The organism is Peribacillus sp. TE19612 (genome assembly GCF_056279465.1).
In genome coordinates this window covers 43107-64659 of record NZ_JBWCCL010000007.1, presented here as the reverse complement: position 1 = coordinate 64659, position 21553 = coordinate 43107, and the positions used below count along the sequence as shown (strand labels likewise).

General features: G+C 39.4%; 18 protein-coding genes and 2 pseudogenes. 6 read left to right on the top strand and 14 right to left on the bottom strand.

Annotated features, from left to right (window positions below):
• Nucleotides 1-33: 33 nt before the first annotated feature.
• Complete coding sequence (locus ACZ9AO_RS13870) at nt 34-534, bottom strand: response regulator transcription factor (protein WP_476109264.1); 501 nt, start codon at nt 532-534, stop codon at nt 34-36.
• 106 nt (nt 535-640) lie between these two features.
• Here ACZ9AO_RS13870 and ACZ9AO_RS13865 point away from each other — a divergent pair, with 106 nt between their 5' ends.
• Complete coding sequence (locus ACZ9AO_RS13865; RefSeq protein WP_476109263.1) at nt 641-1831, top strand: alanyl-tRNA editing protein; 1191 nt, start codon at nt 641-643, stop codon at nt 1829-1831.
• A 92-nt stretch (nt 1832-1923) separates the two neighbouring features.
• Here the strand turns inward: ACZ9AO_RS13865 and ACZ9AO_RS13860 are convergent, their stop codons facing one another.
• Both ACZ9AO_RS13860 and ACZ9AO_RS13855 read right to left on the bottom strand, forming a co-directional pair.
• Nucleotides 1924-2337 (bottom strand): hypothetical protein, encoded by a 414-nt coding sequence (locus tag ACZ9AO_RS13860; RefSeq protein WP_318292394.1) that lies wholly within the window; start codon nt 2335-2337, stop codon nt 1924-1926.
• A 78-nt stretch (nt 2338-2415) separates the two neighbouring features.
• Nucleotides 2416-2607 carry a hypothetical protein gene (locus ACZ9AO_RS13855; protein WP_034307314.1) on the bottom strand — a complete coding sequence of 64 codons (192 nt, stop codon included), beginning with the start codon at nt 2605-2607 and terminating at the stop codon, nt 2416-2418.
• 141 nt (nt 2608-2748) lie between these two features.
• Between ACZ9AO_RS13855 and ACZ9AO_RS13850 the strand changes: the two genes are divergently transcribed.
• A complete protein-coding gene (locus ACZ9AO_RS13850; protein WP_476109262.1) occupies nt 2749-3270 on the top strand; it encodes an N-acetyltransferase family protein in 522 nt (173 codons plus the stop codon).
• A 41-nt stretch (nt 3271-3311) separates the two neighbouring features.
• Here ACZ9AO_RS13850 and ACZ9AO_RS13845 read toward each other — a convergent pair whose 3' ends face one another.
• Nucleotides 3312-5570: a HelD family protein gene (locus ACZ9AO_RS13845; RefSeq protein WP_251540005.1), complete on the bottom strand. Its 2259-nt coding sequence runs from the start codon at nt 5568-5570 to the stop codon at nt 3312-3314.
• Between the two features lie 346 nt (nt 5571-5916).
• Here ACZ9AO_RS13845 and ACZ9AO_RS13840 point away from each other — a divergent pair, with 346 nt between their 5' ends.
• Entirely contained in the window at nt 5917-6156 is a 240-nt protein-coding gene (locus tag ACZ9AO_RS13840; protein WP_048683463.1) for a hypothetical protein, read from the top strand.
• Between the two features lie 309 nt (nt 6157-6465).
• A pseudogene (locus ACZ9AO_RS13835) lies at nt 6466-6997 on the top strand (transposase); the annotation flags it as partial.
• A gap of 211 nt (nt 6998-7208) precedes the next feature.
• On the opposite strand, the gene ACZ9AO_RS13830 reads toward ACZ9AO_RS13835, so the two are convergent.
• Entirely contained in the window at nt 7209-7610 is a 402-nt protein-coding gene (locus tag ACZ9AO_RS13830; protein ID WP_063593777.1) for an RDD family protein, read from the bottom strand.
• A gap of 345 nt (nt 7611-7955) precedes the next feature.
• On the opposite strand from ACZ9AO_RS13830, the gene ACZ9AO_RS13825 reads away from it, so the two are divergent.
• Both ACZ9AO_RS13825 and ACZ9AO_RS13820 read left to right on the top strand, forming a co-directional pair.
• Nucleotides 7956-9575 carry an ABC-F family ATP-binding cassette domain-containing protein gene (locus ACZ9AO_RS13825; protein ID WP_034307325.1) on the top strand — a complete coding sequence of 540 codons (1620 nt, stop codon included), beginning with the start codon at nt 7956-7958 and terminating at the stop codon, nt 9573-9575.
• A gap of 198 nt (nt 9576-9773) precedes the next feature.
• Entirely contained in the window at nt 9774-10046 is a 273-nt protein-coding gene (locus ACZ9AO_RS13820) for a hypothetical protein (protein WP_476109261.1), read from the top strand.
• 422 nt (nt 10047-10468) lie between these two features.
• Here the strand turns inward: ACZ9AO_RS13820 and ACZ9AO_RS13815 are convergent.
• From ACZ9AO_RS13815 to ACZ9AO_RS13775, 9 genes and pseudogenes are all read right to left on the bottom strand, one after another.
• Nucleotides 10469-10735, bottom strand: a pseudogene (locus ACZ9AO_RS13815) (SPFH domain-containing protein); the annotation flags it as partial.
• A gap of 417 nt (nt 10736-11152) precedes the next feature.
• On the bottom strand, nt 11153-12691 hold the full coding sequence (locus ACZ9AO_RS13810; RefSeq protein WP_476109351.1) for a glycoside hydrolase family 32 protein: 1539 nt from the start codon (nt 12689-12691) through the stop codon (nt 11153-11155).
• A gap of 105 nt (nt 12692-12796) precedes the next feature.
• Nucleotides 12797-14260 carry a glycoside hydrolase family 68 protein gene (locus ACZ9AO_RS13805; protein ID WP_476109260.1) on the bottom strand — a complete coding sequence of 488 codons (1464 nt, stop codon included), beginning with the start codon at nt 14258-14260 and terminating at the stop codon, nt 12797-12799.
• Between the two features lie 143 nt (nt 14261-14403).
• Complete coding sequence (locus ACZ9AO_RS13800; RefSeq protein WP_476109259.1) at nt 14404-15678, bottom strand: ABC transporter substrate-binding protein; 1275 nt, start codon at nt 15676-15678, stop codon at nt 14404-14406.
• Between the two features lie 4 nt (nt 15679-15682).
• Nucleotides 15683-16849, bottom strand: a complete 1167-nt coding sequence (locus ACZ9AO_RS13795) for a response regulator (protein ID WP_251540008.1) — start codon at nt 16847-16849, stop codon at nt 15683-15685.
• Nucleotides 16850-16854: 5 nt separating this feature from the next.
• Nucleotides 16855-18657, bottom strand: a complete 1803-nt coding sequence (locus ACZ9AO_RS13790; RefSeq protein WP_476109258.1) for a cache domain-containing sensor histidine kinase — start codon at nt 18655-18657, stop codon at nt 16855-16857.
• Between the two features lie 160 nt (nt 18658-18817).
• Nucleotides 18818-19195: an iron chelate uptake ABC transporter family permease subunit gene (locus ACZ9AO_RS13785; RefSeq protein ID WP_476109257.1), complete on the bottom strand. Its 378-nt coding sequence runs from the start codon at nt 19193-19195 to the stop codon at nt 18818-18820.
• Nucleotides 19192-19416, bottom strand: a complete 225-nt coding sequence (locus tag ACZ9AO_RS13780; protein WP_476109350.1) for an iron chelate uptake ABC transporter family permease subunit — start codon at nt 19414-19416, stop codon at nt 19192-19194. Before ACZ9AO_RS13780 ends, ACZ9AO_RS13785 begins: the two co-directional genes overlap by 4 nt.
• Nucleotides 19417-20479: 1063 nt before the next feature.
• Nucleotides 20480-21316, bottom strand: coding sequence for an alpha/beta fold hydrolase (locus tag ACZ9AO_RS13775; protein ID WP_251540010.1), 837 nt, complete (start codon nt 21314-21316; stop codon nt 20480-20482).
• Between the last annotated feature and the right edge of the window lie 237 nt (nt 21317-21553).

Sequence of the window (21553 nt, the reverse complement as noted above, 5' to 3'; positions counted from 1 at the left end):
TCCATGAAATGCCTGCGGGATTAGTATCTGCCCTTATTTACCGTTACTTAACAAGGTATGCATGATCACTTTGGATAATTGGCTCGGTTTAAAAGGTTTAACTAAATAATCCTTAGCTCCCAAGGAAATCCCCTTCTCCCTTTCGTCAAGTGCAGTCGAAACAAAAACGGGAATCTCATTCAAATCAGCGGATCCTTTTAATTCCCTCAGGATCGCCCAGCCGTCCATCTCCCCCTCTTCAAGAAGAATATCCAGCACAATGGCATCCGGAGGTAAGGATTTTAGTTTTTGAAAAGCCTTTCTACCACTTTTGAAATAGCTGACGTGGAAACCACTGTCCATCAATTCATATTTTAGCAGTTCCGCTAAGTTAATATCATCTTCAATGACCATAATTTCATGGCTCAGTTTTCTTGACTGTCCTTCATTGTTAAGCCCCACTTCTTTCAGAGTAATTCTAGGTAAGGATATGGTAAAGGTACTTCCATGTCCATAATTGGAAACCACCTTAACATTTCCGCCGTGATTTGTCATAAATTTTGCTTTTTTACCTGACTAATCTTCTAAAACCCGCGATTTTAAACTCTAGTATTTCGGTGATATAATTTAATGATCAACTGAAAGGAAAAAGAAATCATTCATGACAAAAAAATTGTATTACACGTCCACCAAGACTTCCCAATGGGATACCGTAATTCGGGAAACCATTGTAGAAAATGGCTTTTACTATATCACTCTTGAAGAAACCGCTTTTTATCCCGAAGGCGGCGGTCAGCCTGCAGATACGGGTAAAATAGAAGGAATCACAGTTCTTGACGTTATAAAAGACAATGATGGAAAGATTCTTCATAAGTTGGAGAGACGGCCAGATTCAGAGATCGTCCACTGTGAACTTGATTGGTCCCGCCGCTTCGATCATATGCAACAGCATAGCGGCCAGCATCTACTCTCTGCTGTCTGCAGGGAACTGTTTGACTCTAATACGGTCAGCTTTCACCTTGGAAAGGAATATTTAACGATCGATATAATGGCAGGATTTCAATGGACTGAGGTACATACGGCTGCTGCTGAAAAGCTAGTTAATCAATATATCATCGAGAATCGCGAAATACTTATCTATTACGTGACAAACGAGCAACTACAGTCACTTCCTGTCGTCAAAATGCCTAAAGTGTCTGAAAATATCCGTATTGTTGAGATAGAAGGAATTGAATATAACCCTTGCGGTGGAACTCATGTAGGGCGTACCGGTGAGATTGGGTTAATAAAAATTTTCAAAGCGGAGAAGCAGAAGGAGCTTACCCGGCTCTACTTTAAGTGCGGCTTCAGGGCATTGAATGATTATTCCGAAAGTCTAGGAATTCTTTCTGCATTATCGACTAAATTCAATACCGGACGTACAGAAATCCTGAATAGGGTGGAGAAACTTGAAAATGACTATAAGCAGCTGCTATCGGCAAATGAAAACTTAAAACTTGAAAATGCAAATTTTCTTGCTGACTCCCTGCTTGCAGAAAATGGAGGGGGATTCATCTCTCATATTTTCGAAGATAGCTCAATGAAAGAACTGCTTTACCTTGCAGGTACGATTGTAAAAAAAGAAAAGGTTACCGTATTATTAGCATCACGTAAGGAGCAAAAGGTCATCCTCTCGGACAGCGGGGACAGCCCTTTTCATTGCGGACAATATTTTAAAGCGGAACTGGGCACCTATAATGGAAAAGGCGGAGGGAACGAACGAACTGCACAAGCAGGCTTTGCGTCACAAAATGACTTAATTGCATTTTATCAATACTCAGTTGAAAAATTAGGTCAAAATCCTCGTGCATAAAACCGATCCGTAATGGGTGGCATACGTGATGATCATGGAATCATTACTTCTCAAAATTAGAAAAGAGAGGACAGATTACGTCCTCTCTATTTTTATTCTTCTATTTTCAATTTCCCTAACCCGTGTTCTTCAATATGAAGATGATATTTTTCCTCGAGCTCCATGATACGTTTAAACGCTTCCTCCTGATTGTATTCATGGTTTTCCGACTCCTCGGCGAACTCTTTCCTAGCCAAATGGTAGGCAAGCTTATCCCTGAACACTCCATCTTCATACTCATTTATGACTGTATGAAGTTGATCCTCCAATTCCCTGCTCAGATCATACATTTCGTAATCCTTTATAAACTGTACTCCTCCCATGCCGAAATCTTTCGCAAAGGAATTGATATACTGTTCCATCTCACTGAATTCTTTATTATCTTCAGTATCGGAAGCAACCCAATATCCGTACTGAACCATTTTGAATAATGTTTCGTACTGTTTCTTGGTAAAATTGATTTTCATTGACGATACTCCTTTTCCGGTTTCCTTACAACAAAAAGAATAAACCGCAATGGAATAAAAGTCCAATGCGGTTCATTCTCAATCCAATATTTCTGTTACAGAAAAATATGCTGCTTTTTCCGTATCTACGACATAATGGCAATCGCCTTTAACTAAATTATAATAACGGTGCTTTTGAATATTTGAAATCATTTGAGTTGAATCATCGCCTTCAACCTCATGCTCTAGTTCTTTGCCGCCCGGAAAATAAAAACCAACTTTCAATTTCATCTTTCTCATCCTTCCCTTCATCTGGTTGATCACTCTTTTATTTCTTATCCTTTCTCAAGCAGTTATAAACATAAATAAAATGCTTATTCACTTTTTCCATGATATTCTAGGGGGAAATATGAAAATCTGAAGGTGTTTTTTATGAAGATAAGGAAAGCCATAGAAGAAGATGTAGATGGAATAGCAATTGTACATATAAACAGCTGGAAAACAACTTATAAAGGAATCCTTCCGGATCAATATTTGTCTTCCATGAATCTGGAGGCCAAAAAGAAAAACTGGCTAAGGAATTTAAAAATGCTGCATAATGCTACCTTTGTTGCGGAAAACGCCAATGGGGAAATCATCGGTTTCGCTGCCGGTGGACCAGAACAAACGAATGATCCGCATTTTCAAGGTGAAGTATATGCCATTTATTTTTTAAAAGAATATCAAAAACAGGGACTTGGCCGAAAAATGATAAAAGCGGTCATACATGAGCTTATAAAAATGGAACATAAGAATTTAATAATCTGGGCATTAAAGGATAATCCATCATGCGGTTTTTACAAAGCACTTGGAGGTCAAGTGATAGCTGAAAAAACCGTTAAAATGGCAGGCATCGAGCTTATCGAAGTCGGTTTCGGATGGGAAGATATTCAGGATATCCTTTCGCATCTGTGAGCATTTCACGAGGAGGGTGGAGGCATTCCACCCTACCCCTTTCATGTCTCAATAAGGAAAGCATTTTTCTCTTTACCTAAAAAATATAGCCTGTGCAATGGCCTTGTCATTGTTACGTACAGCAATTTGATATCAAGTTCATTTTCGTGGCAATACGCTTCTTCGAGGGAAATTGCAAAAACGACATCGAATTCGAGACCTTTGGCTTGATAGGAAGGAACAATCAATGTTTTATCTTTAGGGATGTTTCCCGCTTCATCTATTAAATGAAAGCCTTGATGGAATTCACTTAGTTTCTCGTTTGCCAGCTTGCAATCTTTCATCGTTTTGGCAATAACGGCAAACGTTTTAAAACCTTCACCTTTAAGGGTTGCGATCAGTTCAATCAGTTCTTCTTCCCAACCTTCCTTTTCAATGTAAATGAATTCTGGATCCTTGCCATGCCGGACCACGGGTTCAACTTCCGGGAAATCGTATGTTAACAACTGAAGTATTTCATTAGCTTGTTTCATAATTTCAACAGTTGTTCTGTAGCTTTTTTGTAATTCAGTATACGTCGCCCGAGGGAAAATACGACTGTGAACCTCATCCCATGTTTGAAGTCCGCGGTATGAATGGATGCCTTGTGCAAGATCGCCTACAAGTGTGAACATATCGGTATCCACTGCCGTCTTTAGGGCCTGTAACTGCATGAAGCTATAATCCTGTGCCTCATCAATGACGACGTTTTTTGCTTTGTTTTCTTTATCGACACCGAAAAGCCGCTCCTGAAGATATAATAATGCTCCTAAGTCCTCCAGCTCATAACTATTAGCAGAAAATAATTTATGATTGTACACACATAAAACCCTGGCATCTTCAACAGTAAGCTTACCGTTGCTGTATGAGGCGAGACGCTCCGGATCTTGGTATAATTCCTGATAGTACTCCAGGAGATCTTTACTTTTGAATTGCTTAAAATACGCTTTTACAGAAGTACGGATCGCCTTTTGGATCTGTCCTATCCTTTCCTCTTTTTTATCGAGGCATTTTGTAACAAATTCCTTGCGTATGACTGGATCGATATTCTTATAGAGCGCCTTCTCGATTTTGGCATCATAAAGATCAACAACGCGTTCAAGCATTGTTTTCTTTTTTAATTTCACTTCATTTTGTAAAATGGCCTTCAGTTTGTCCAGCCGGCTGTATAACGGTAAATACCAATAATCCTCTTCCAATAATCTAATGAACTTCTTAGCGGAATAGAGGCGATATTTATCACAATAAAAATCAGCGTCCGGATGAAACCCACTGAAAATGTCCTTTATATATTCGTCCAATATATATTTAAAGGCAGGGGATCCCTTCAGACCTGATATCCAGACGGCTGAATTAATTTCTTCATCATCCTTTTCCAGCAATCGCGTTAATTTATCATCCGCTATAAGCTTCACTTGCTTTCCTATCGCTGCCTGAACATATTCGGAAAACGTGAATTGTTTTACCTTTTCGACACCCAATTCAGGTAAAGCTTCAGATATGTAATCAATGAATACCCGGCTCGGAGCAAGAATCATTAATTGTCGCGGATCGAACAAGTCTTTATAGTGGTAAATGAAATAAGAGATCCTATGTAAAGCGATTGTGGTTTTACCGCTGCCCGCTGCGCCCTGGACAATGATAGGTTTATTCAAATCTGCCCGAATGATTTTATTCTGTTCTTCCTGGATCGTGGTGATGATATCCGTCAATCGATTGCTGGAACTTTTGGAAAGGGATTCCTGCAACAATTCATCCGTTGTTGTCAAATCAATGTCCCTTATCTCCTCCAAGACACCTTCTTCTATCATTAGCTGTCTTTTTAAAGTGATGTTCCCGCTGAATGTCTCCCCTTCCGCTTCATATTCTATTTCACCAATCCGTCCCTCATAATACAGATTTGCAATCGGTGAACGCCAATCAACGATGATCTGTTCCTGGCTTTCCCTCTGATAAAGAGATGCTTTTCCGAAATAAAGGACTTCGCCTCTCTCCCCATCATTCCTTTCAAAATCCACTCTTGCAAAGTAAGGTTTTTTACTTGCTTTACGTAAACTTTCAAGTTCGGTTTTGGACATCTCAAAAAAGTTGGCCGTCGTCAGCAGCTGTGAATATAAGGCTGATTCAGACCAATCGGCATCGCCAAAAGCTTCTTGCATATTCCGCTGAAATTGATCTTTGCTTGTTTCTGATGTTTTGATGACTACATCGATATAACGTTTTGTAAAATCCAGCCGCTGTCGTTCCTTTTCAAAATCAGGGTGATTACCCAATGAAATCACTCCCCTTCCTTGTATATTGATCAAACTTATTAAAATGCCGATGCTAAGACGAAATGGACATTTATACTATCAGAAAAGCCAATGGTTGACAAATCTGGAGACATAGAATTATATAGTTGTAATGTACCTTCCCTGATATTTCATATAATTCAAAGAATATGCGATATATTCCAGATTGGTTAGGTATGGTATGTTGACTTATGCTGAGACATTCATGGTTATGCCTTTCTTCCGTAATTGTCATCAACTCTTAACATAAATAACGCTAATTTAATGTTTTATCGGAAACCGACATTATATACTTAAATGACAATTACATAACTTTTTTAAGAAAGCGGGTCCTGTCATGGAAATAAATCAAAAACAACCAATGCTATCCCCTAAATTAATCCATGAACTTGAAATTTTATCATCCAAAACACAAATGCCTATTTCTGAATTACTGGAAATATCCGTAATTTCACTGCTGGAAAAAGTGAATAATACCAAAGAACTCAATGTTGGACTTAATAATAAAGAAATGATTTTAAGAAATAAAATCATCATCAATCAAAATAAAGAGGTTTTGAATAACAAAAGCACTTGACCATTAAGGTTAAGTGCCCAGACTGTAGACAAACTCGATGAATTCGAGTTTGTCTACATTTTTTTTGCTTGTACAATTTGGACGTTGATTGGAACGTAGGGCACTCGCTTTCCGCGGGCGGTCGGGGAGCCTCCTCTGCTTTCGCCTGCGGGGTCTCCCCTAGACGCGCTTTTCCCGCAGGAGTCTCGTACCTTCCGTTCCAATCAACTTTGTCTTATCTTTTAGATAGAACAACTTTTGCCTAGAGTCATTTTTATTTTAAAATAGAAGTATTAGAACCTGAGGTGATGAGGATGCTTTCATGATTCTATTCAGCGAGATCAACTTGAACTGATTACTTTAGATCAACTGGTGCCACCGAACCATTTGGTTCGTAAAATGGAGGCTGCCATTGACTTCACTTTCATTTATGACTTGGTGAAGATATGTATTCAGAGGTAGGACGCCCAAGTATTGATCCTGTTATTTTAGTTAAACTGACATTCATTCAATATACTTTCGGTATTCGTTCCATGCGTAAAACAATTCAAGAAGCGGAAACAAATATGACTTACCGTTGGTTCTTAGGCTATGCTTTTCATGATAAAGTACCTCCTACTCCACGTTAGGGTAAAATTATGAGTGACGCTTTAAAGATACAGACCTGTTTGAACAGATTTTCTATCGCATCTTAATAACAGCCGCTGATAGAAAGTTAATAAGTGCTGAACACATATTCGTCGATTCCACACATGTGAAAGTCAATGCGAATAAGCGAAAATTTGAAAAGAAAATTGTAAGCAAAGAAACACGAGCATATCAAGGGCGTCTTCTTCAAAATGAAATAAATCAAAATCGTAAGCACTTGACCATTAAGGTTAAGTGCTTTTTAGCTTCCTAACTGCCACTGTATTACTGCTATAGATATTCTGTCGTGGTTTCCAATGTAATATTTATACCTAAATACCATACAATAAAGTATTCAGCAAAATTTCCTCCATATTATAGATCTCATCGGTTTGAATCTGTAATTTCGCATAAAAAAAGCAGCTATTAAGCTGCTTATCCATTATTCATGGTTTATTTGATGTCACGTATGTACCCGCTATGAAATCATGTATCGATCTATGGTCTTTCCTAATGCCAACCATGAATGCACTGACAATAAACCCTATCCCTAATGTAATGGCATATACCAAAGCAGCAACTAAATACCTCAATAGCATAGTGCCTATCCCTAATTTTTTGCCGTCCATCCTTACTATGCGTATTCCCATAATCCTTTTGCCAACTGTATAGCCATACCATAGTATCGGGACAATCACCATGTAGAGAAAGTTAAAAAGAGTTGAAAAATTTTCATTTTCCCAATCACCGGTAATCACCCCGAAAATTATCGCTAATGGTGTTGATACTATTATGCCGTCCAAAACTCCTGCGAAAAGACGTTTCCAAAAACCTACTGAATCACTCATATATGTTCCTCCCGTTGTATTAGTTACAGTTACCTATATTACCAATTATAAAGTTGTTGCGTAACAGGTCTTTACACCTATAATTGTATTCAATAAAAAAATAGTACTTACATTTATAGGTGACAATTTTATAAACAAAATTAAATCCTTGTGTAATTTTTGCTTATAAACGTTTGTTTTTGCTAATCTGCCTTTAATTTTCCTAAGAAATAAGATACAATTTAAATGATGCACAGTTTAAAACATATAAGATTGTAAACTGCCGTTTGTATGAATCAGCGTAAAACTAATGAAACAAAGTGTTGGACACGTTGAAACAAAAGTATTTTGGAGGAATGTAAATAAATGATTACAGTAAATAATGTTGGTTTACGTTATGGCGATCGTAAACTGTTTGAAGATGTTAATATAAAATTCACTCCTGGTAACTGCTATGGCCTGATTGGTGCGAATGGTGCCGGTAAATCCACTTTCTTAAAAATCCTTTCCGGTGAAATTGAAGCACAATCCGGTGATGTCCATATGGGGCCAGGCGAACGCCTTGCCGTTCTAAAGCAGGATCACTTCGCTTATGAAGAGGAAGAAGTCCTTAAAGTTGTCATTATGGGACACGAAAGATTATATGAAGTCATGCAAGAAAAAGATGCCATCTATATGAAGGAAAACTTCACCGACGAAGACGGAATGAAAGCGGCCGAGCTTGAAGGGGAATTTGCCGAATTAAACGGATGGGAAGCTGAACCCGAAGCTTCAATCCTCTTAAAAGGCCTTGGGATTACAGAAGACCTGCATACGAAGAAAATGGCTGAATTGAACGGTGGCGACAAAGTTAAAGTATTGCTTGCCCAGGCACTATTCGGTAAACCGGATGTTCTTTTACTGGATGAGCCTACCAACCACTTGGACTTAAAAGCGATCAAATGGCTGGAAGAATTCCTAATCAACTTTGAAAACACTGTTATCGTAGTTTCCCATGACCGTTACTTCCTTAACAAAGTTTGTACACATATCGCGGATCTTGATTTCGGTAAAATCAAAGTTTATATCGGTAACTATGACTTCTGGTATGAATCAAGCCAGCTTGCCCTTAAACTGACTCAAGATGCCAATAAGAAAAAAGAAGAAAAAATCAAAGAGCTTCAAAATTTCATCGCGCGTTTCAGTGCCAATGCATCCAAATCGAGCCAGGCGACATCCCGTAAGAAATTATTGGATAAAATCAGCTTGGATGACATCGAGCCTTCTTCACGCCGCTATCCATATGTCGGCTTTACTCCTGAACGTGAAATCGGGAACGACCTGCTTCGTGTAGATGGAATCTCGAAAACGATCGATGGCGTAAAGATATTGGATAATGTCAGCTTCACGATGAATAAAGGCGACAAAATTGCATTTGTCGGTAAAGATGAGATTGCTAAAACAACAATGTTCAAAATCTTGGCAGGTGAAATCGAACCGGATGGCGGCTCATTCAAATGGGGCGTTACGACCTCTCAGGCATACTTCCCTAAGGATAATGCTGAATTCTTTGAAGGTGTCGATTTAAATCTTGTCGATTGGCTCCGTCAATATTCTCCTAATGACCAGAGCGAAAGCTTCCTGCGCGGTTTCTTGGGCAGGATGTTATTCTCAGGCGATGAAGTCACGAAAAAGGCAAGTGTACTTTCAGGGGGCGAAAAAGTCCGCTGTATGCTTTCCAAAATGATGTTAAGCGGTTCAAACGTCCTGATGCTTGATGAACCTACCAACCATCTGGACTTAGAGTCGATTACGGCATTAAACAACGGTTTAATCAGCTTTAAAGGATCTATGATCTTCTCTTCTCATGATCATCAGTTCATCCAAACTATTGCGAACCGGATCATTGAACTTACTCCAAAAGGTACAGTCGATAAGCAAATGAGTTATGATGAGTACCTTGAAAATGGCGAATTGCAAAAACAAGTCGCTGAAATGTACAAATAATACTTTTATGAAAGCACATCCTTATTGGATGTGCTTTTTTCGTTCCCTATTCTTTCTGCCTGCATTTATTTCATACCTTTAATGTATTGAAGGCATAAAAAACACGCTGCAATAAATATAATAATATTCCCTGAAAGATGAGCACTGAATAATTTCATGGATAAAAAGGTATATTGGTAAGGAAGGAGTGAGTTAGAATTGGATGGTCATACAGTGAAAAATATTTTTGATGATACAGGATACCTTTTTTTATATGATAAATTCAGTTATCATTTTTATATATCCGGATTGTTCGATGTAGTGGAACAAGAAAAAGTAATCTCGGATTTTTTAAATTCTTATGGCTTCGATGATAAAAACCCTCTCTTTTTTGACGACTTTTCCTATTACTTTAATTGCTTTCATTATTCCCACCAAAAACAAAGGATGATGAATTACTTGAAAACCGAGTATGACGAACATATTTCTTAAGTAGTATAAAAGACCAGATAAACTGCCAAAACTATTCAAAAAAAGGTAATAGTATAATCGCGCCTTATCTGAGACTATAGGCAAACTTGATGAAAATTGAGTTTGCCTATAGTTTTTTTATGGTTGTACGATTTAGATGTTGATTTCCGCTCCAGGCACTCGCTTTCCGCGGGCGGTCCGGGAAGCCTCCTCGGCTCCTTTGCGCCTGCGGGGTCTCCCTTGGACGCGTTTTTCCCGCAGGAGTCTCGCACCTTTCTCTCCAATCAACTTTGGTTTAACTTTTAGATAGTAGTCTACAAACTGTAGCTCCCTTGTCTATATGATTGGACCTACAGTTTTTTGCCTATACAAATTGAATGTTGATTTCCGAACCCACTTTGTCTACATACTGAGGTAAGTGCCCCTTAAATTTCCCCCTGTTATTCTTCCTTGCTTGCTGCCATATTCATGTTCGCTTCGGCTCGCTTGATTCGCGATTTTTTCTCTGCATCGACGGAGCTATATCGGCCTCCCTCTTCACCTGCGTAATCCTTGGCTTTACAAGTGACTCATGATATCCATTTTTATCCTGAACGTCTTTAATGGTGAACGATACGATAATGAGTCCCATTTTAGCTAAGTCCTGCGAGGCTCCCCTCTTTACTTTACCAGGAAAACTTTCCATGGTTTTTATGAATTTCCTCGACTGTCTTATGTGAGAATTAAAGGATTTATATATGGTATATGGAATATCCATTAAACCCAAGTGTTTCTGAGAGAAATAAAACCTAAAATTGTATCATTTCCCGTAAGGTGTTAAGAACTAAGGTTCTGTTCTGAAAACCTAAGTTTCTTAACACATTTTAGCTGAAGGATTTATGAGGATTTTCCTCAACTGTTGATGTTCAATAACTCATACATTTATCTATGTTCAGTTAATATGACAAAGATAAGTTTCAGTACTTAGGCTTATAGAAATCGAGCTTTTTCTATGTCGAAATTTGCTTAACGTATGTTTTGGGCGAAAAGTTGGTGGTGCCCCTTTAGTAAATGTTCATATTTGAAGAGTCATTTCTTATAAAAGAATGTATGTGTATTCATATGAAAGGTATCTGCCAAGATGAGGTTCAATTAATCGGATCAAAATGTGTAACCTTCATATTCTTAAAGATCGCTTTGCCGCCCTCGGAGAAGAGAGTAATTCCTTTATCTTCAGCATGAGGGAATATTAAGTTTGAATAAGCAACCTTTCCATCATCCACAAAAACTTCAATACTGGTTTTATCGACGAGAATCTTTAAATGAACCTTCTTCTTACTGACATCAAATGGTGCAGTACTTTCAACCAACTGATTCGTTTCGTCAGGTTGATCTGTGAATACCCGATTAACATAAGAATAATTTCCTTCTGCAGAAATGCCTACGTCAACGTGGCGTTTTTGATCTTCTGACTCCCTGAGCCTAAATCCTGCATTCTTAAAATCCGACCATGAGAGATCTACCTCTATTTGATAGGTATCTCCTTTAACATCAAGTGTTTCCGAGCCATCCACTTCGATTTTATCAAAAGAATTCGTTGAGCTTGACAATTCTTTTAATGCTTCTGAAGGCTGTGAAGAAAGATAATACTTGTTCTCGCCTTCACGCTTTAGTTCAATTTGACGGACGATCGAATCCATTCCGTTAAACCCTTCTTTTAATGTCGGCGTATTGTTGGCGTAGGCCCAGTTATTCATCCAAGCGAGGGCATAGCGTTTGTCTAATTTGTTACTTGCCTTGCCATCTTCAAACGTTACTCCGCCATACCAATCGAAACCGTAGTCTAGCCATTGCGGTTCATTGTTATCTAGAAGAAATTCCGTTCCATTAAACGTTCCTGTCCAGTATGCATAGGTGTTGGGTTTCCCTGCTGCTTTTCCGTTTGCACTGACGCCCAGCACCCACTTTACTGTCCCGTCATCAGCACGGATCTGGTAAAGGTCAGGGCACTCTAAAACTCCAATGTTCTTAGTGGAAAAACTGCTCGTATAGCGCCAATCTTTCAGGTTATAAGACTCATAAAAACCTATTTTCGATCCTTCGGCCATGGTCATGACCCATTTTTGATTCGTGTTATCCCAGATGATTTTTGGATCTCTAAAATCCTTCGTTCCTGGATTTTTCATAATAGGCTCGTCACTGTAAGAGGTAAACGTATTTCCTTTGTCCGTACTGTACCATAGAAATTGTTCTTGTTTCTGGCCATCCTTAGAGGGTTGTGTTGCGATCGCCACAAAAGCCTCTTTTCCAAACCCAGCTGTATTTTCCTTGTCTACAACGACTGACCCTGTCCATGGATCCCCATTTTGATTCGTATATTTTGGAATGGCAATTCCTTCATCCTTCCAGTGAATTAAATCTTTAGAGGTGGCATGTCGCCATTCTGTACCATTGCCATCCGGGTAATCTCCATTATAGAGGTAAAAATAATGATAATTTCCTTCATAGAAAAGGGGCTTCTGTGGATCGTTTTTCCAATGATCAGGAGAAGTAAAATGATAGGCAGCCCGGTATGAGTGCTTTTCTACCTTATTTGGCGGAGTAGCTTCTTTTGTTTTATAAAATGAATGAATCAAAATTCCTGTGCTAATAACCATCCCTAATCCAAGAACGAATAATGCAACCATCTTATATTTCTTTTTGTTCACTTAAACTCACCACTTTTCTCTTTTAAAATAGAAAAAAGAAAATGCCAAGTTTTCCTGACATTTTCTTTTTCTTTTCACTGGTAACTACTTAACCGTAATCTGACCTTGTTCAAGAATACTGTCTTTTACTACCGATGTTTGTTTCCCTTTAATGTTAAGCTGGAAGCTTGGGGCAAAGGTAGATTTATTGTCTTCAAAATAACCTCTGTTTGTCATGTAGCTTGTCACTACAACATTATCACTGTCAGCCTGCGGGATTGCATAGTGTGCATAGTTCCAAGTGATGTCATATGGATCTAGATCCTGATGCAGGACGATGCCCGTTTTATTTAATGGTTTATATGGGCCAGTTAAGGAATTTGACGTGTAGCCTAACATGTAAATATCTTGATTATCGATTCCATCAATGGTCATTTTTGATCCTCTTGAACTTGTGAATAAATACCACTTGCCGTCCTTTTTAAAGATGTTTGGACGTTCGATTTCATCTGTGACCGTATTTGAAACAATCAATGGCTTCATTTCTTTTTTCAATGTATAATCGTCGTTTACTTCAATAATTCCAATTGCACCGTTTGCAAGTTCAGCTAACTCTTTTTTAGGGCTTTGCATAAGTTTGTTTTTCTCACCCTGGAAGAATTTATTGCTGTTGCCATAATAAGCTCTATTGTATAGCGATTCTTCGCCTTGGTAGCCATATTCTGTACCCGTATTTGCTTCAAATACAAGGTATTTGCGGCCGTTATCTTCTACATAGTGAGGGTCTCTGAAGGTATGATTATCAGCGGAATTTCCGTCCTCTACAAATTTATCTACAGTTTGGTAGTACTTGCTGTCTTTGCCTTCATAGATGGATTTGTAATCCTCAACACCATCCACTTTCAATGTTTCAGAATTTGGCTCTGAAAGGTTTACTTGAGCGGTTGTTAAGGTTTGTTTCCCATAATTTCCTGACTCAGGTATATACGGTTCACGGTTTGTATAGAATAAGCGAACTTCCCCGTCCTCAGTGAAGGTTGCAGAACCTGACCACTCTTCGGCTTGCTCTTTTAGGTAAGGATCATTTGGAACGTTTTTATCATTGTCATCAAATACTCTTCCAGCATTCTTCCAAGCATCAAGGGAGTTGTCGCCCACTTTTTTGTAGAATATGTAGATGAACGTATCACTCGCGTTTTTAGGATCGCCTGCTAATCCAAAAACGATATGATATCCTTTGTACTCTGCAACAGTTCCATCAGCGTTTTGCAATGGCCATGTATCCCACACATCTAAGTCAATGGTTTCGCCTGATTCCGTTACTTTTTTGGCAGAAGGGATGTTTTTAATTGTGGATTCGTCAAACTTAGGAACGGCATATCTAGTATCACCGTGCTGATTAATCATATCTTTCATAGCTGATCGAGTGATTTGTGAAGTATCGTACGTTTCTTTGTAATCTGCCGGATCCTTTGGAGCTGCAAATGATTGGGTAACAGAACCGCTTAATAGAATGCCAGTACTAAGTATTCCTGCTGTTGCCTGTTTGGCAAGCCTGCTAAAGTTCATAAATCTTCCTCCTCGTTATGTGTTTGCTAGTACAATAGAATTATAGGCGATTCCTGAAAAGAGGGGTATGCCACATATTGATTGGAATTTAGTCGTATATTGATATCGTAATTGTGGAAGGCAAAAAAAGCCCCGGCAAGAGGCTATTCCTTCGAAAACCTCTCCCAGGACTTCTGATATTCATTGAGCAGCTGATTGCGGTTCAGCTGTTTCCCGACATAGAGCTGAGTCGCGGCTCCGAATTCTTCTCTAATTTCAACAGGGAAGTGAAACCAGTTAGATGGGACGGTGTTCCCATCTTTGTAATTTCGAAGAGTTTCTTCTGCGAGCGGCCCTATATCATCAGTTTTAATGTTCTTAAACGCAGGAATGAATTTGAATTCTTCCGTCATGAACCGTTTTCCTTGTTCTGACAACACCATCCAATTTAAAAATTTCTTGGCTTCTTTTTTCTTTTCAGGAATGGACTGTTTATTTACGGCCCAATAATTTGGAACGCTGACGACAAGGGCTTCCTTTATAGGTCGGTCATTAATAGGAATCGGCATAAAACCAATGTTCATGTCAGGCGAAGCTTGATCAATCATCGGCTGAATCCAGTTGCCTTGCTGAATGATGGCTGCTTTTTCGGAGGTAAACAGATTCACTTCCATTGTATAGTCCGTTGACAGTGGATTATCGTTTCCGTACTTTATGGTGAGATCCAGCAGGGCAAGGAGATCCTTAAATGTTTGATTGGTACTGATTTTTTCCGTTCCGTTATTTAAATTTCTTATAAAAGCATCAGTATCCTTTTGCTGGGCAAAAGCAACATTCATTAGATGGTCGCCCAATTTCCAGTCTTCATAGTAGCCTGTTGCAAAGGGAGTAATGCCTGCATTCTGCAGCTTTTCGGCAGCTGCTGTCAGTTCAGAAAGAGTGGCGGGCTGTTCAGTAATGCCGGCTTGTTTAAATAGATCCTTATTATAGATAAAGCCATACCCTTCAAGGTTAACCGGCATTCCGTAAATTTTCCCGTCCAATGTGACCGGCGTCAGGGCTTCTTTGTATGCTTGATTAATCCAGGGCTCCCCTGAGAGATCCTCCAGATAGTTCCGCCACTGCTTGGCATTTTCATAGCCGCTGTTTGTAAAGATATCCGGACCAGTGCCGGTCGCCATTTCGGCTTTTAGGTCGGCGAGGTCATCCATTGCGCCTCCAACTGTATGTACCCTGATATTGACGTGAGGGTTTTCCCGTTCATAAGCACGCGTCATTTCTTCAAATTGAGTGGATATTTCCACTTTCGGATTCCTTAAATCCAGCGTGATTTTCCGCTCTGTCTTTTCCGTTTTTTCTGGTGGGGCTATGTCCTGACATGCAGAAAGAGGCAGACTGACGGCTCCGATTAACAAAAGGGATAAAAACCTGTTTTTCATCATGTCACCCCTTTTGATTTGATTCTTGTTGATCGTTCTTGTTCCTGAACTCAAAAGGCGTCATGCCGACGACCTTTTTAAATAGCTTTGAAAAGTAGATTTCATCTTGATAGCCAAGCATGGTCGAGATGGAGTAAATGCTTTTGTCTTTTTGTTTCAGCCACGACTTTGCCTGGCTGATTCTAAGCTCCGTGATGTATTTGGACAGGGTCATTCCGGTTTCTTGCTTATACTTTCTTGAGATATGCTCACGGCTTAAAAAGAAAACATTCGACAGCTTTTCCAGACTCAAATCCTCCATATAATACATGTCAACATAGGAAACCATGTCTTCCATGCGGCGAGCGGCATCTATTTCATCCAGACGGTGGATCGATCGGAAGTTTTGTTCCTCGAGCTTTTTTTGCAGAGCCTGAAACGAGGTCCTGATATCCGATAAAGTTTCGACCTGCTCTTCAGGTACAAGCCTTACCGGGATATCGAACTCCTGGCTGATCCATTCCTCAACGGAGAGCCATTGATCGCGAATGGTGATAACAAGGCAGAGGTTAAGATCCGTCTGCAGGGAAAACGCATTGCCTAATTTGCGGTCCGTAAGCTCATCTGAAAGCTTTTGGATATAGAGATCCGGATTGTGCATCTGGTAAAAGGAGAGCAGCGTCAGCATATAGCCCTCCGATTCAGGGAGAAACTCGGCAAGGCTGATTGAATCTGAACGGTCCCCCAGGCATATCGCAGTGGCTAAATGGTTTCTCCGCAGTATTTTCACATCTTCCAGCACTTCAGCATGTTCAAAGTCATCCTTCCAGGCTTGTACCGATTTTTCCAGTGTATGATTGAACGCCTCATACTCAATCGGCTTCAGCAGGTAATCAAAGCTGCTGTGCTGAATGGCTTTGCGCATATAGGAATAATCGTTATATCCAGTAATGAAAATAACTTTCCCCGGATAGGAAATGGAATCCAGCCACTCAATCAGTTCGATTCCGCCCATACCGGGCATTTTCACGTCAGTAAAGATAATCTCCGGGCGTTCTTTCTCAATCAGTGATTTTGCCTCATGGCCATTTTTGGCTTCCAATAGCTTGGTGATGCCATAAGTTTCCCACTGGCCTAAATGGCGTATGGCATCCCGCACATTGAATTCATCATCGACAATCAGTGCTTTCACCGTGTTCATCTCCTTTCCTGAAGTAAGTCTTTATCATTCCCAAGGGCGGTCTTTATCGGGATCCTCATGCTGACGGAAACCCCCTGTCCGTCATTCGAATCTACTTTCATTTCTGCACTTGATCCATACCCTAGAAGCAGCCTGTCACGAATATTCTTCAGGCCTATATGTTCATGCGAATAAGTCCCTTCGTAAGGGGGTGTATAGATATGTTCCCGTAGAGTCTGAAGCTCTTCTTCCGACAGACCCGGACCATCATTCTCGACAGTAAAGCACAGATCGTTTCCTTGTTTTTCTCCGTTAATGGACAAATGAGCGTTGCTGTAACCTTCCTCATATGTGTGTTTAAAGAAATTCTCTGCTAGGGGCTGCAGAATCATACTTGGAATAGTCATATCCAAAATGGACTCATCGATATTGACCGAGTAACTTACATTTTCACCAAAACGCTCTGTTTGAAGGGAGAGGTACGCTTTTGTATACTCAGCTTCCTCCCGAACCCGTACCCATTGATCTGCCTGCATTGAATAGCGCATCATTTTAGACAGCGAAGTCAGCAATTGATAGACCTTTGGTGCATTCGACCTAAGGGCAACAGCGCCGATGGATTGTAAAGCGTTAAACAAAAAATGAGGATTAACCTGTGATTTTAACGCCCTGAACTGGTTCTTCCTGTTTTCAATTTCAAGCTTATATTCACGGTCAATGTGGGAATTGATCCGGTTCATCATGTCCTTCATGTGTGACTCCAAATGGCCAATTTCATCGCTTTTGGTATCATCAAAAGGGACATTCATATTTCCGCCTTCAATGGAGCGGACTTTGCTGCTCAGCCTCGTAATGGGACGGGTAATCCTATTTGAGATAATGCCTATCATCAGCAAACCCAGTATTCCTACGCCGATGCCGACAAGGATATTGGTATAGGCGGTTTTCCTGACATCTTCATATAAAGCCTGACTCGACATGACCTTAATCAATTTCCAGCCGTTCAGTGACCCTGATAACTCCTTTGATAAGAGAATATCGTCATCATGCCGGCTCCTATTCCCGTCAAGACGTTGCTTTTCATCGGTAGGAAGAGGTTTTCCAATCAGGGCACGATCATTTGCATACATGACGCGATCTTTTGAATCAATAAGCAAAACAGAAGATGCGTCTCCCTGGACAAGGTTATTGCAAATGCGGGAGTACTCGCCCAAATCAATGTCGATAGTAATCATCCCAAGAAACTTTTTAGAAAGAACGTCTATAATTTTGTGGTGAAAAGTCATCACCATCGTTTTGTCCGATTTTGGAATAATGGCTGCATTATTGTAATTCTCAAGAGGGTGGGGCGGCTCAATCAAATATTGTGAGTCAGATGTATACAGCTGTTTGATCGGGTCCTGGTTCAGAAAATCCGGCTGATACCTGTGTGTGCTGATCATTGCATTATAGACAGTAAATGACTCATTGTTTTTAGCAATATAGAAACGGATTTGCCGGAATTCGTTTCTCATTAAATAAAAGGTTTCGAGACTCTTTTCCATGGTCATAGGGTTGAAATAAATGGAGTCTTCGAAGCCGTTTTTAAAAATCCGAAACAGATCAGGGTTGCGGTACAGAATATATGGAAAATCAATCATGTCGTCAAAATACTGCTCCAGTTCATCCGCATTCTTCTGAAGCTGCTCTCGGCTGTTTTCAAGTTCATACTGCTCCACACTGTTTTTTGTATAAGTGTAGATGAAAAAAACGGACAGGAAATAGGGCAGAACGATGAAAATCAGCAGCATGATCAATAAACGGCTTTGTATGCTTTTCACAGGAGGCACCCCCTTTCGCAGAAGGCTCTTTTTTTAGTCTGATCTTATCTTCTCACTTTAGCATCCTAAAACTATATCAAATCAAAAAACCAAGTCAATCATGCTTAAGTAGGATTCGTGTAAGTGCATGTATCGTTATATTTCGCAGTTCGGGCTAATATTATGTTCCAATCTTCGCTGCACCAGAGATTTGAGGATGATAAGGCAAGCAAAAAAAGCTGAAGACATCTTCAGCTTTTACAAAAATTGTGCTTTTTCTCCTATTCTTCATCAACAAATACATAAAATAAGGAGCCCCTATTAAAGCGATCATAATCCCCGCAGGTATGCCTTTGGGTTCCAGTATGTTTCTTCCGATGTATGCAGCCAGGCGCGGATCTGAATCGCTACCGGCAGGAAGAGCTGATTTCGAGGTCCGACCAGAGGCTCTTGCAAAGTGCGGAACCCTGAGCCCGACGAAGGCGACGCCTCCTGTGACAGATTCAGCTGCTGCTGCAAGCGCAACCGCTGTCAGCAACAGGATCGCCCTTTTTGTCAACTGATACACCTAAGCCTATCGGCACAGGTACTCAACCCAAGAAGATTCAGCCGATTCGCTTTGTACAGTGTAAAGGGGATGAGAATAGGAGCCCATGGAAGTATGGCCCTAATGAAAGGCCAGTCTGCACCCCATATGTTCCCTGACAGCCAATTTGCAATAAAATCCACCTTTTGGCGATGAGTAGATGAAATAAGGACAATTAGACCTGAGAAGGCCATAAAAAATCCCGCCCCGGTTAATACAAGTTTGACTGGCTGCATTCCCACAGTCCGCCTTCGTAATTGTCACAAGAGGTGGTAATTCGATGGCTTCAGAAGGTTTCAAACAGCAACAACATCATTTAACTTGTCGTATCTTTATGTAAAGCATTCGAAGCTTCGTTAAAGTAATCATTGTCTAATTCGAAACCAATAAGGTTCCGATTTAGATTTATAGTAGCCTGCCCTGTTCATCCTGAACCCATAAAACAATTCAATACTTTCCCACCTTCATTAGTGATAGTTACGAGTATAAATTAATTAACTCAGTAACTATATTAAGGAAAATTTATCTTCCATTTACATAAACTTTAGAAGATATTCGTCAAAATATGATGAATTATGAAAAGGATAAGTCTGGACTATATTAGTATGGGGAACGGCTGTAGGGTTTTATACAAAGTATAAATTTCCTACAAGTATACATTTGAATATCGAAGATTCTATTAACATTTATAGGAGTAACTGTTAGTTTAAATAAAATAATTAAATAAACATTAGAGATAGAATTGATAAGCAGTTGATAAAGAGACTGAAAGAAGAAAAAGTAATTCACTCTTTCAGTTAAGCTCGGTCTCGATGCAAGGACGGAAATGAGGAATAAATATAGAAGTAAGCCTTTGTCACTTTGGGCAAAGGCTCCTTTTTTAACGAGTTTCTTCTATTGTAACTAGGAAGATATTAGACTGCCTTTTTTCTTTAGAAATACATTTATAACAATTAAGATCAAGTACATCTAGGGGTTCCCTAGATCTGCTAATAGCTAAAAGACTGTAAAGAACACAGCTAACTTGTTTATTAGCAGAACCCCAAAAATGCAATTGCAGTTAACATAGAGGGTATTGAAAATAGAATTATCCAATCAATCCCTAATATCAGTGTATTGATAATTTGTACGAGTCATTTACTAAAAGTGTCTTCTAGCAACACTCTGCTTCTGCCTCATATTAAGAGTTTTCCTACAACCTTATAAAAAGAAAGACTGCTCCTCCTTCTCATTTGAAATAGGATCGTCATTACTTTATTAATCTTTTAAAAATGTTAGTAACGCTTCATTAAATTCTTTTGGATGAGTTGCGTTTAATCCATGCGGACCACCCTTTATTAAAGCGAGCTTACTACCTGGAATGGAATCATAAGTACGTTTTCCACTTAACTCAAAAGGTACAGTTGCATCAGAGTCACCGTGAATAATAAGAGTAGGTATATTGAACTTTTCCAAGTCCTTTCTAAAATCTGTCTTACTAAAGGCCGTTATACAATCGAGCGTTCCCTTAGGTGAGGCACTAGCTGCAATATCCCGATTATATAAACGGAATGGCTCACTAACTAAATCTGTTTGATTACCCGCCGCGAAAAATCCCTTCGTAAATTTGTCAAGAAATGCAAGGCGGTCATTTATCACGCCACTTTTGAATTCTTCAATTGTCGCATCATCTAATGCTCCTTCAGGATTATCTTCTGATTTGTATAAATAAGGAGGAACTGCTCCAGCAAAAACAGCCTTCTCAATACGAGCTGTTCCATACGTACTAATGTATCGAGCTACCTCACCTCCACCCATAGAAAAACCAACAAGTGTGACATTTTGAAGATCTAAATGTTCTAACAGTTTATGTAAATCAGAAGCAAATGTCTCATATTCATATCCTTCCCATGGCTGGGATGATTTTCCGAATCCTCGACGATCATATGTTATGACTCTGTAACCTGATTCAATAAGAGCTGGCACTTGATATTCCCAAGAGCGTCCACTTAAAGGCCAACCATGTATTAAGACAACGGGTTTCCCTGAACCATGGTCCTCATAATAAAGTTCAATTGGAGCATGATTTTCATTACCTACAGTAAATTTTGCCATATAATTTTCCTCCTATGGATTTTCATTATTAAACCTATATTCTTGCTTCTCTAAACAAAAAACTCTTTACTCCAAAACATTTAAAATATTTTTTTGCAAAATGTTTATAGGATTATTATATTCCCTACTATCGTAATTGTAAAATTATTCAAAAAACATCGAATCAATTAATATTATTAGATTACAATTTATTTGTTTAATCCAAGGTGTGTAAATTATTGAAAAGATTGAAGAACT

What these genes read in the sequence shown, in the direction of transcription:
- ACZ9AO_RS13870 (WP_476109264.1), bottom strand. Translation starts at nt 534, where the DNA reads ATGACAAATCACGGCGGAAATGTTAAGGTGGTTTCCAATTATGGACAT.
- ACZ9AO_RS13865 (WP_476109263.1), top strand. Translation starts at nt 641, where the DNA reads ATGACAAAAAAATTGTATTACACGTCCACCAAGACTTCCCAATGGGAT.
- ACZ9AO_RS13860 (WP_318292394.1), bottom strand. Translation starts at nt 2,337, where the DNA reads ATGAAAATCAATTTTACCAAGAAACAGTACGAAACATTATTCAAAATG.
- ACZ9AO_RS13855 (WP_034307314.1), bottom strand. Translation starts at nt 2,607, where the DNA reads ATGAAATTGAAAGTTGGTTTTTATTTTCCGGGCGGCAAAGAACTAGAG.
- ACZ9AO_RS13850 (WP_476109262.1), top strand. Translation starts at nt 2,749, where the DNA reads ATGAAGATAAGGAAAGCCATAGAAGAAGATGTAGATGGAATAGCAATT.
- ACZ9AO_RS13840 (WP_048683463.1), top strand. Translation starts at nt 5,917, where the DNA reads ATGGAAATAAATCAAAAACAACCAATGCTATCCCCTAAATTAATCCAT.
- ACZ9AO_RS13830 (WP_063593777.1), bottom strand. Translation starts at nt 7,610, where the DNA reads ATGAGTGATTCAGTAGGTTTTTGGAAACGTCTTTTCGCAGGAGTTTTG.
- ACZ9AO_RS13825 (WP_034307325.1), top strand. Translation starts at nt 7,956, where the DNA reads ATGATTACAGTAAATAATGTTGGTTTACGTTATGGCGATCGTAAACTG.
- ACZ9AO_RS13810 (WP_476109351.1), bottom strand. Translation starts at nt 12,691, where the DNA reads ATGGTTGCATTATTCGTTCTTGGATTAGGGATGGTTATTAGCACAGGA.
- ACZ9AO_RS13805 (WP_476109260.1), bottom strand. Translation starts at nt 14,260, where the DNA reads ATGAACTTTAGCAGGCTTGCCAAACAGGCAACAGCAGGAATACTTAGT.
- ACZ9AO_RS13800 (WP_476109259.1), bottom strand. Translation starts at nt 15,678, where the DNA reads ATGAAAAACAGGTTTTTATCCCTTTTGTTAATCGGAGCCGTCAGTCTG.
- ACZ9AO_RS13780 (WP_476109350.1), bottom strand. Translation starts at nt 19,416, where the DNA reads ATGGCCTTCTCAGGTCTAATTGTCCTTATTTCATCTACTCATCGCCAA.
- ACZ9AO_RS13775 (WP_251540010.1), bottom strand. Translation starts at nt 21,316, where the DNA reads ATGGCAAAATTTACTGTAGGTAATGAAAATCATGCTCCAATTGAACTT.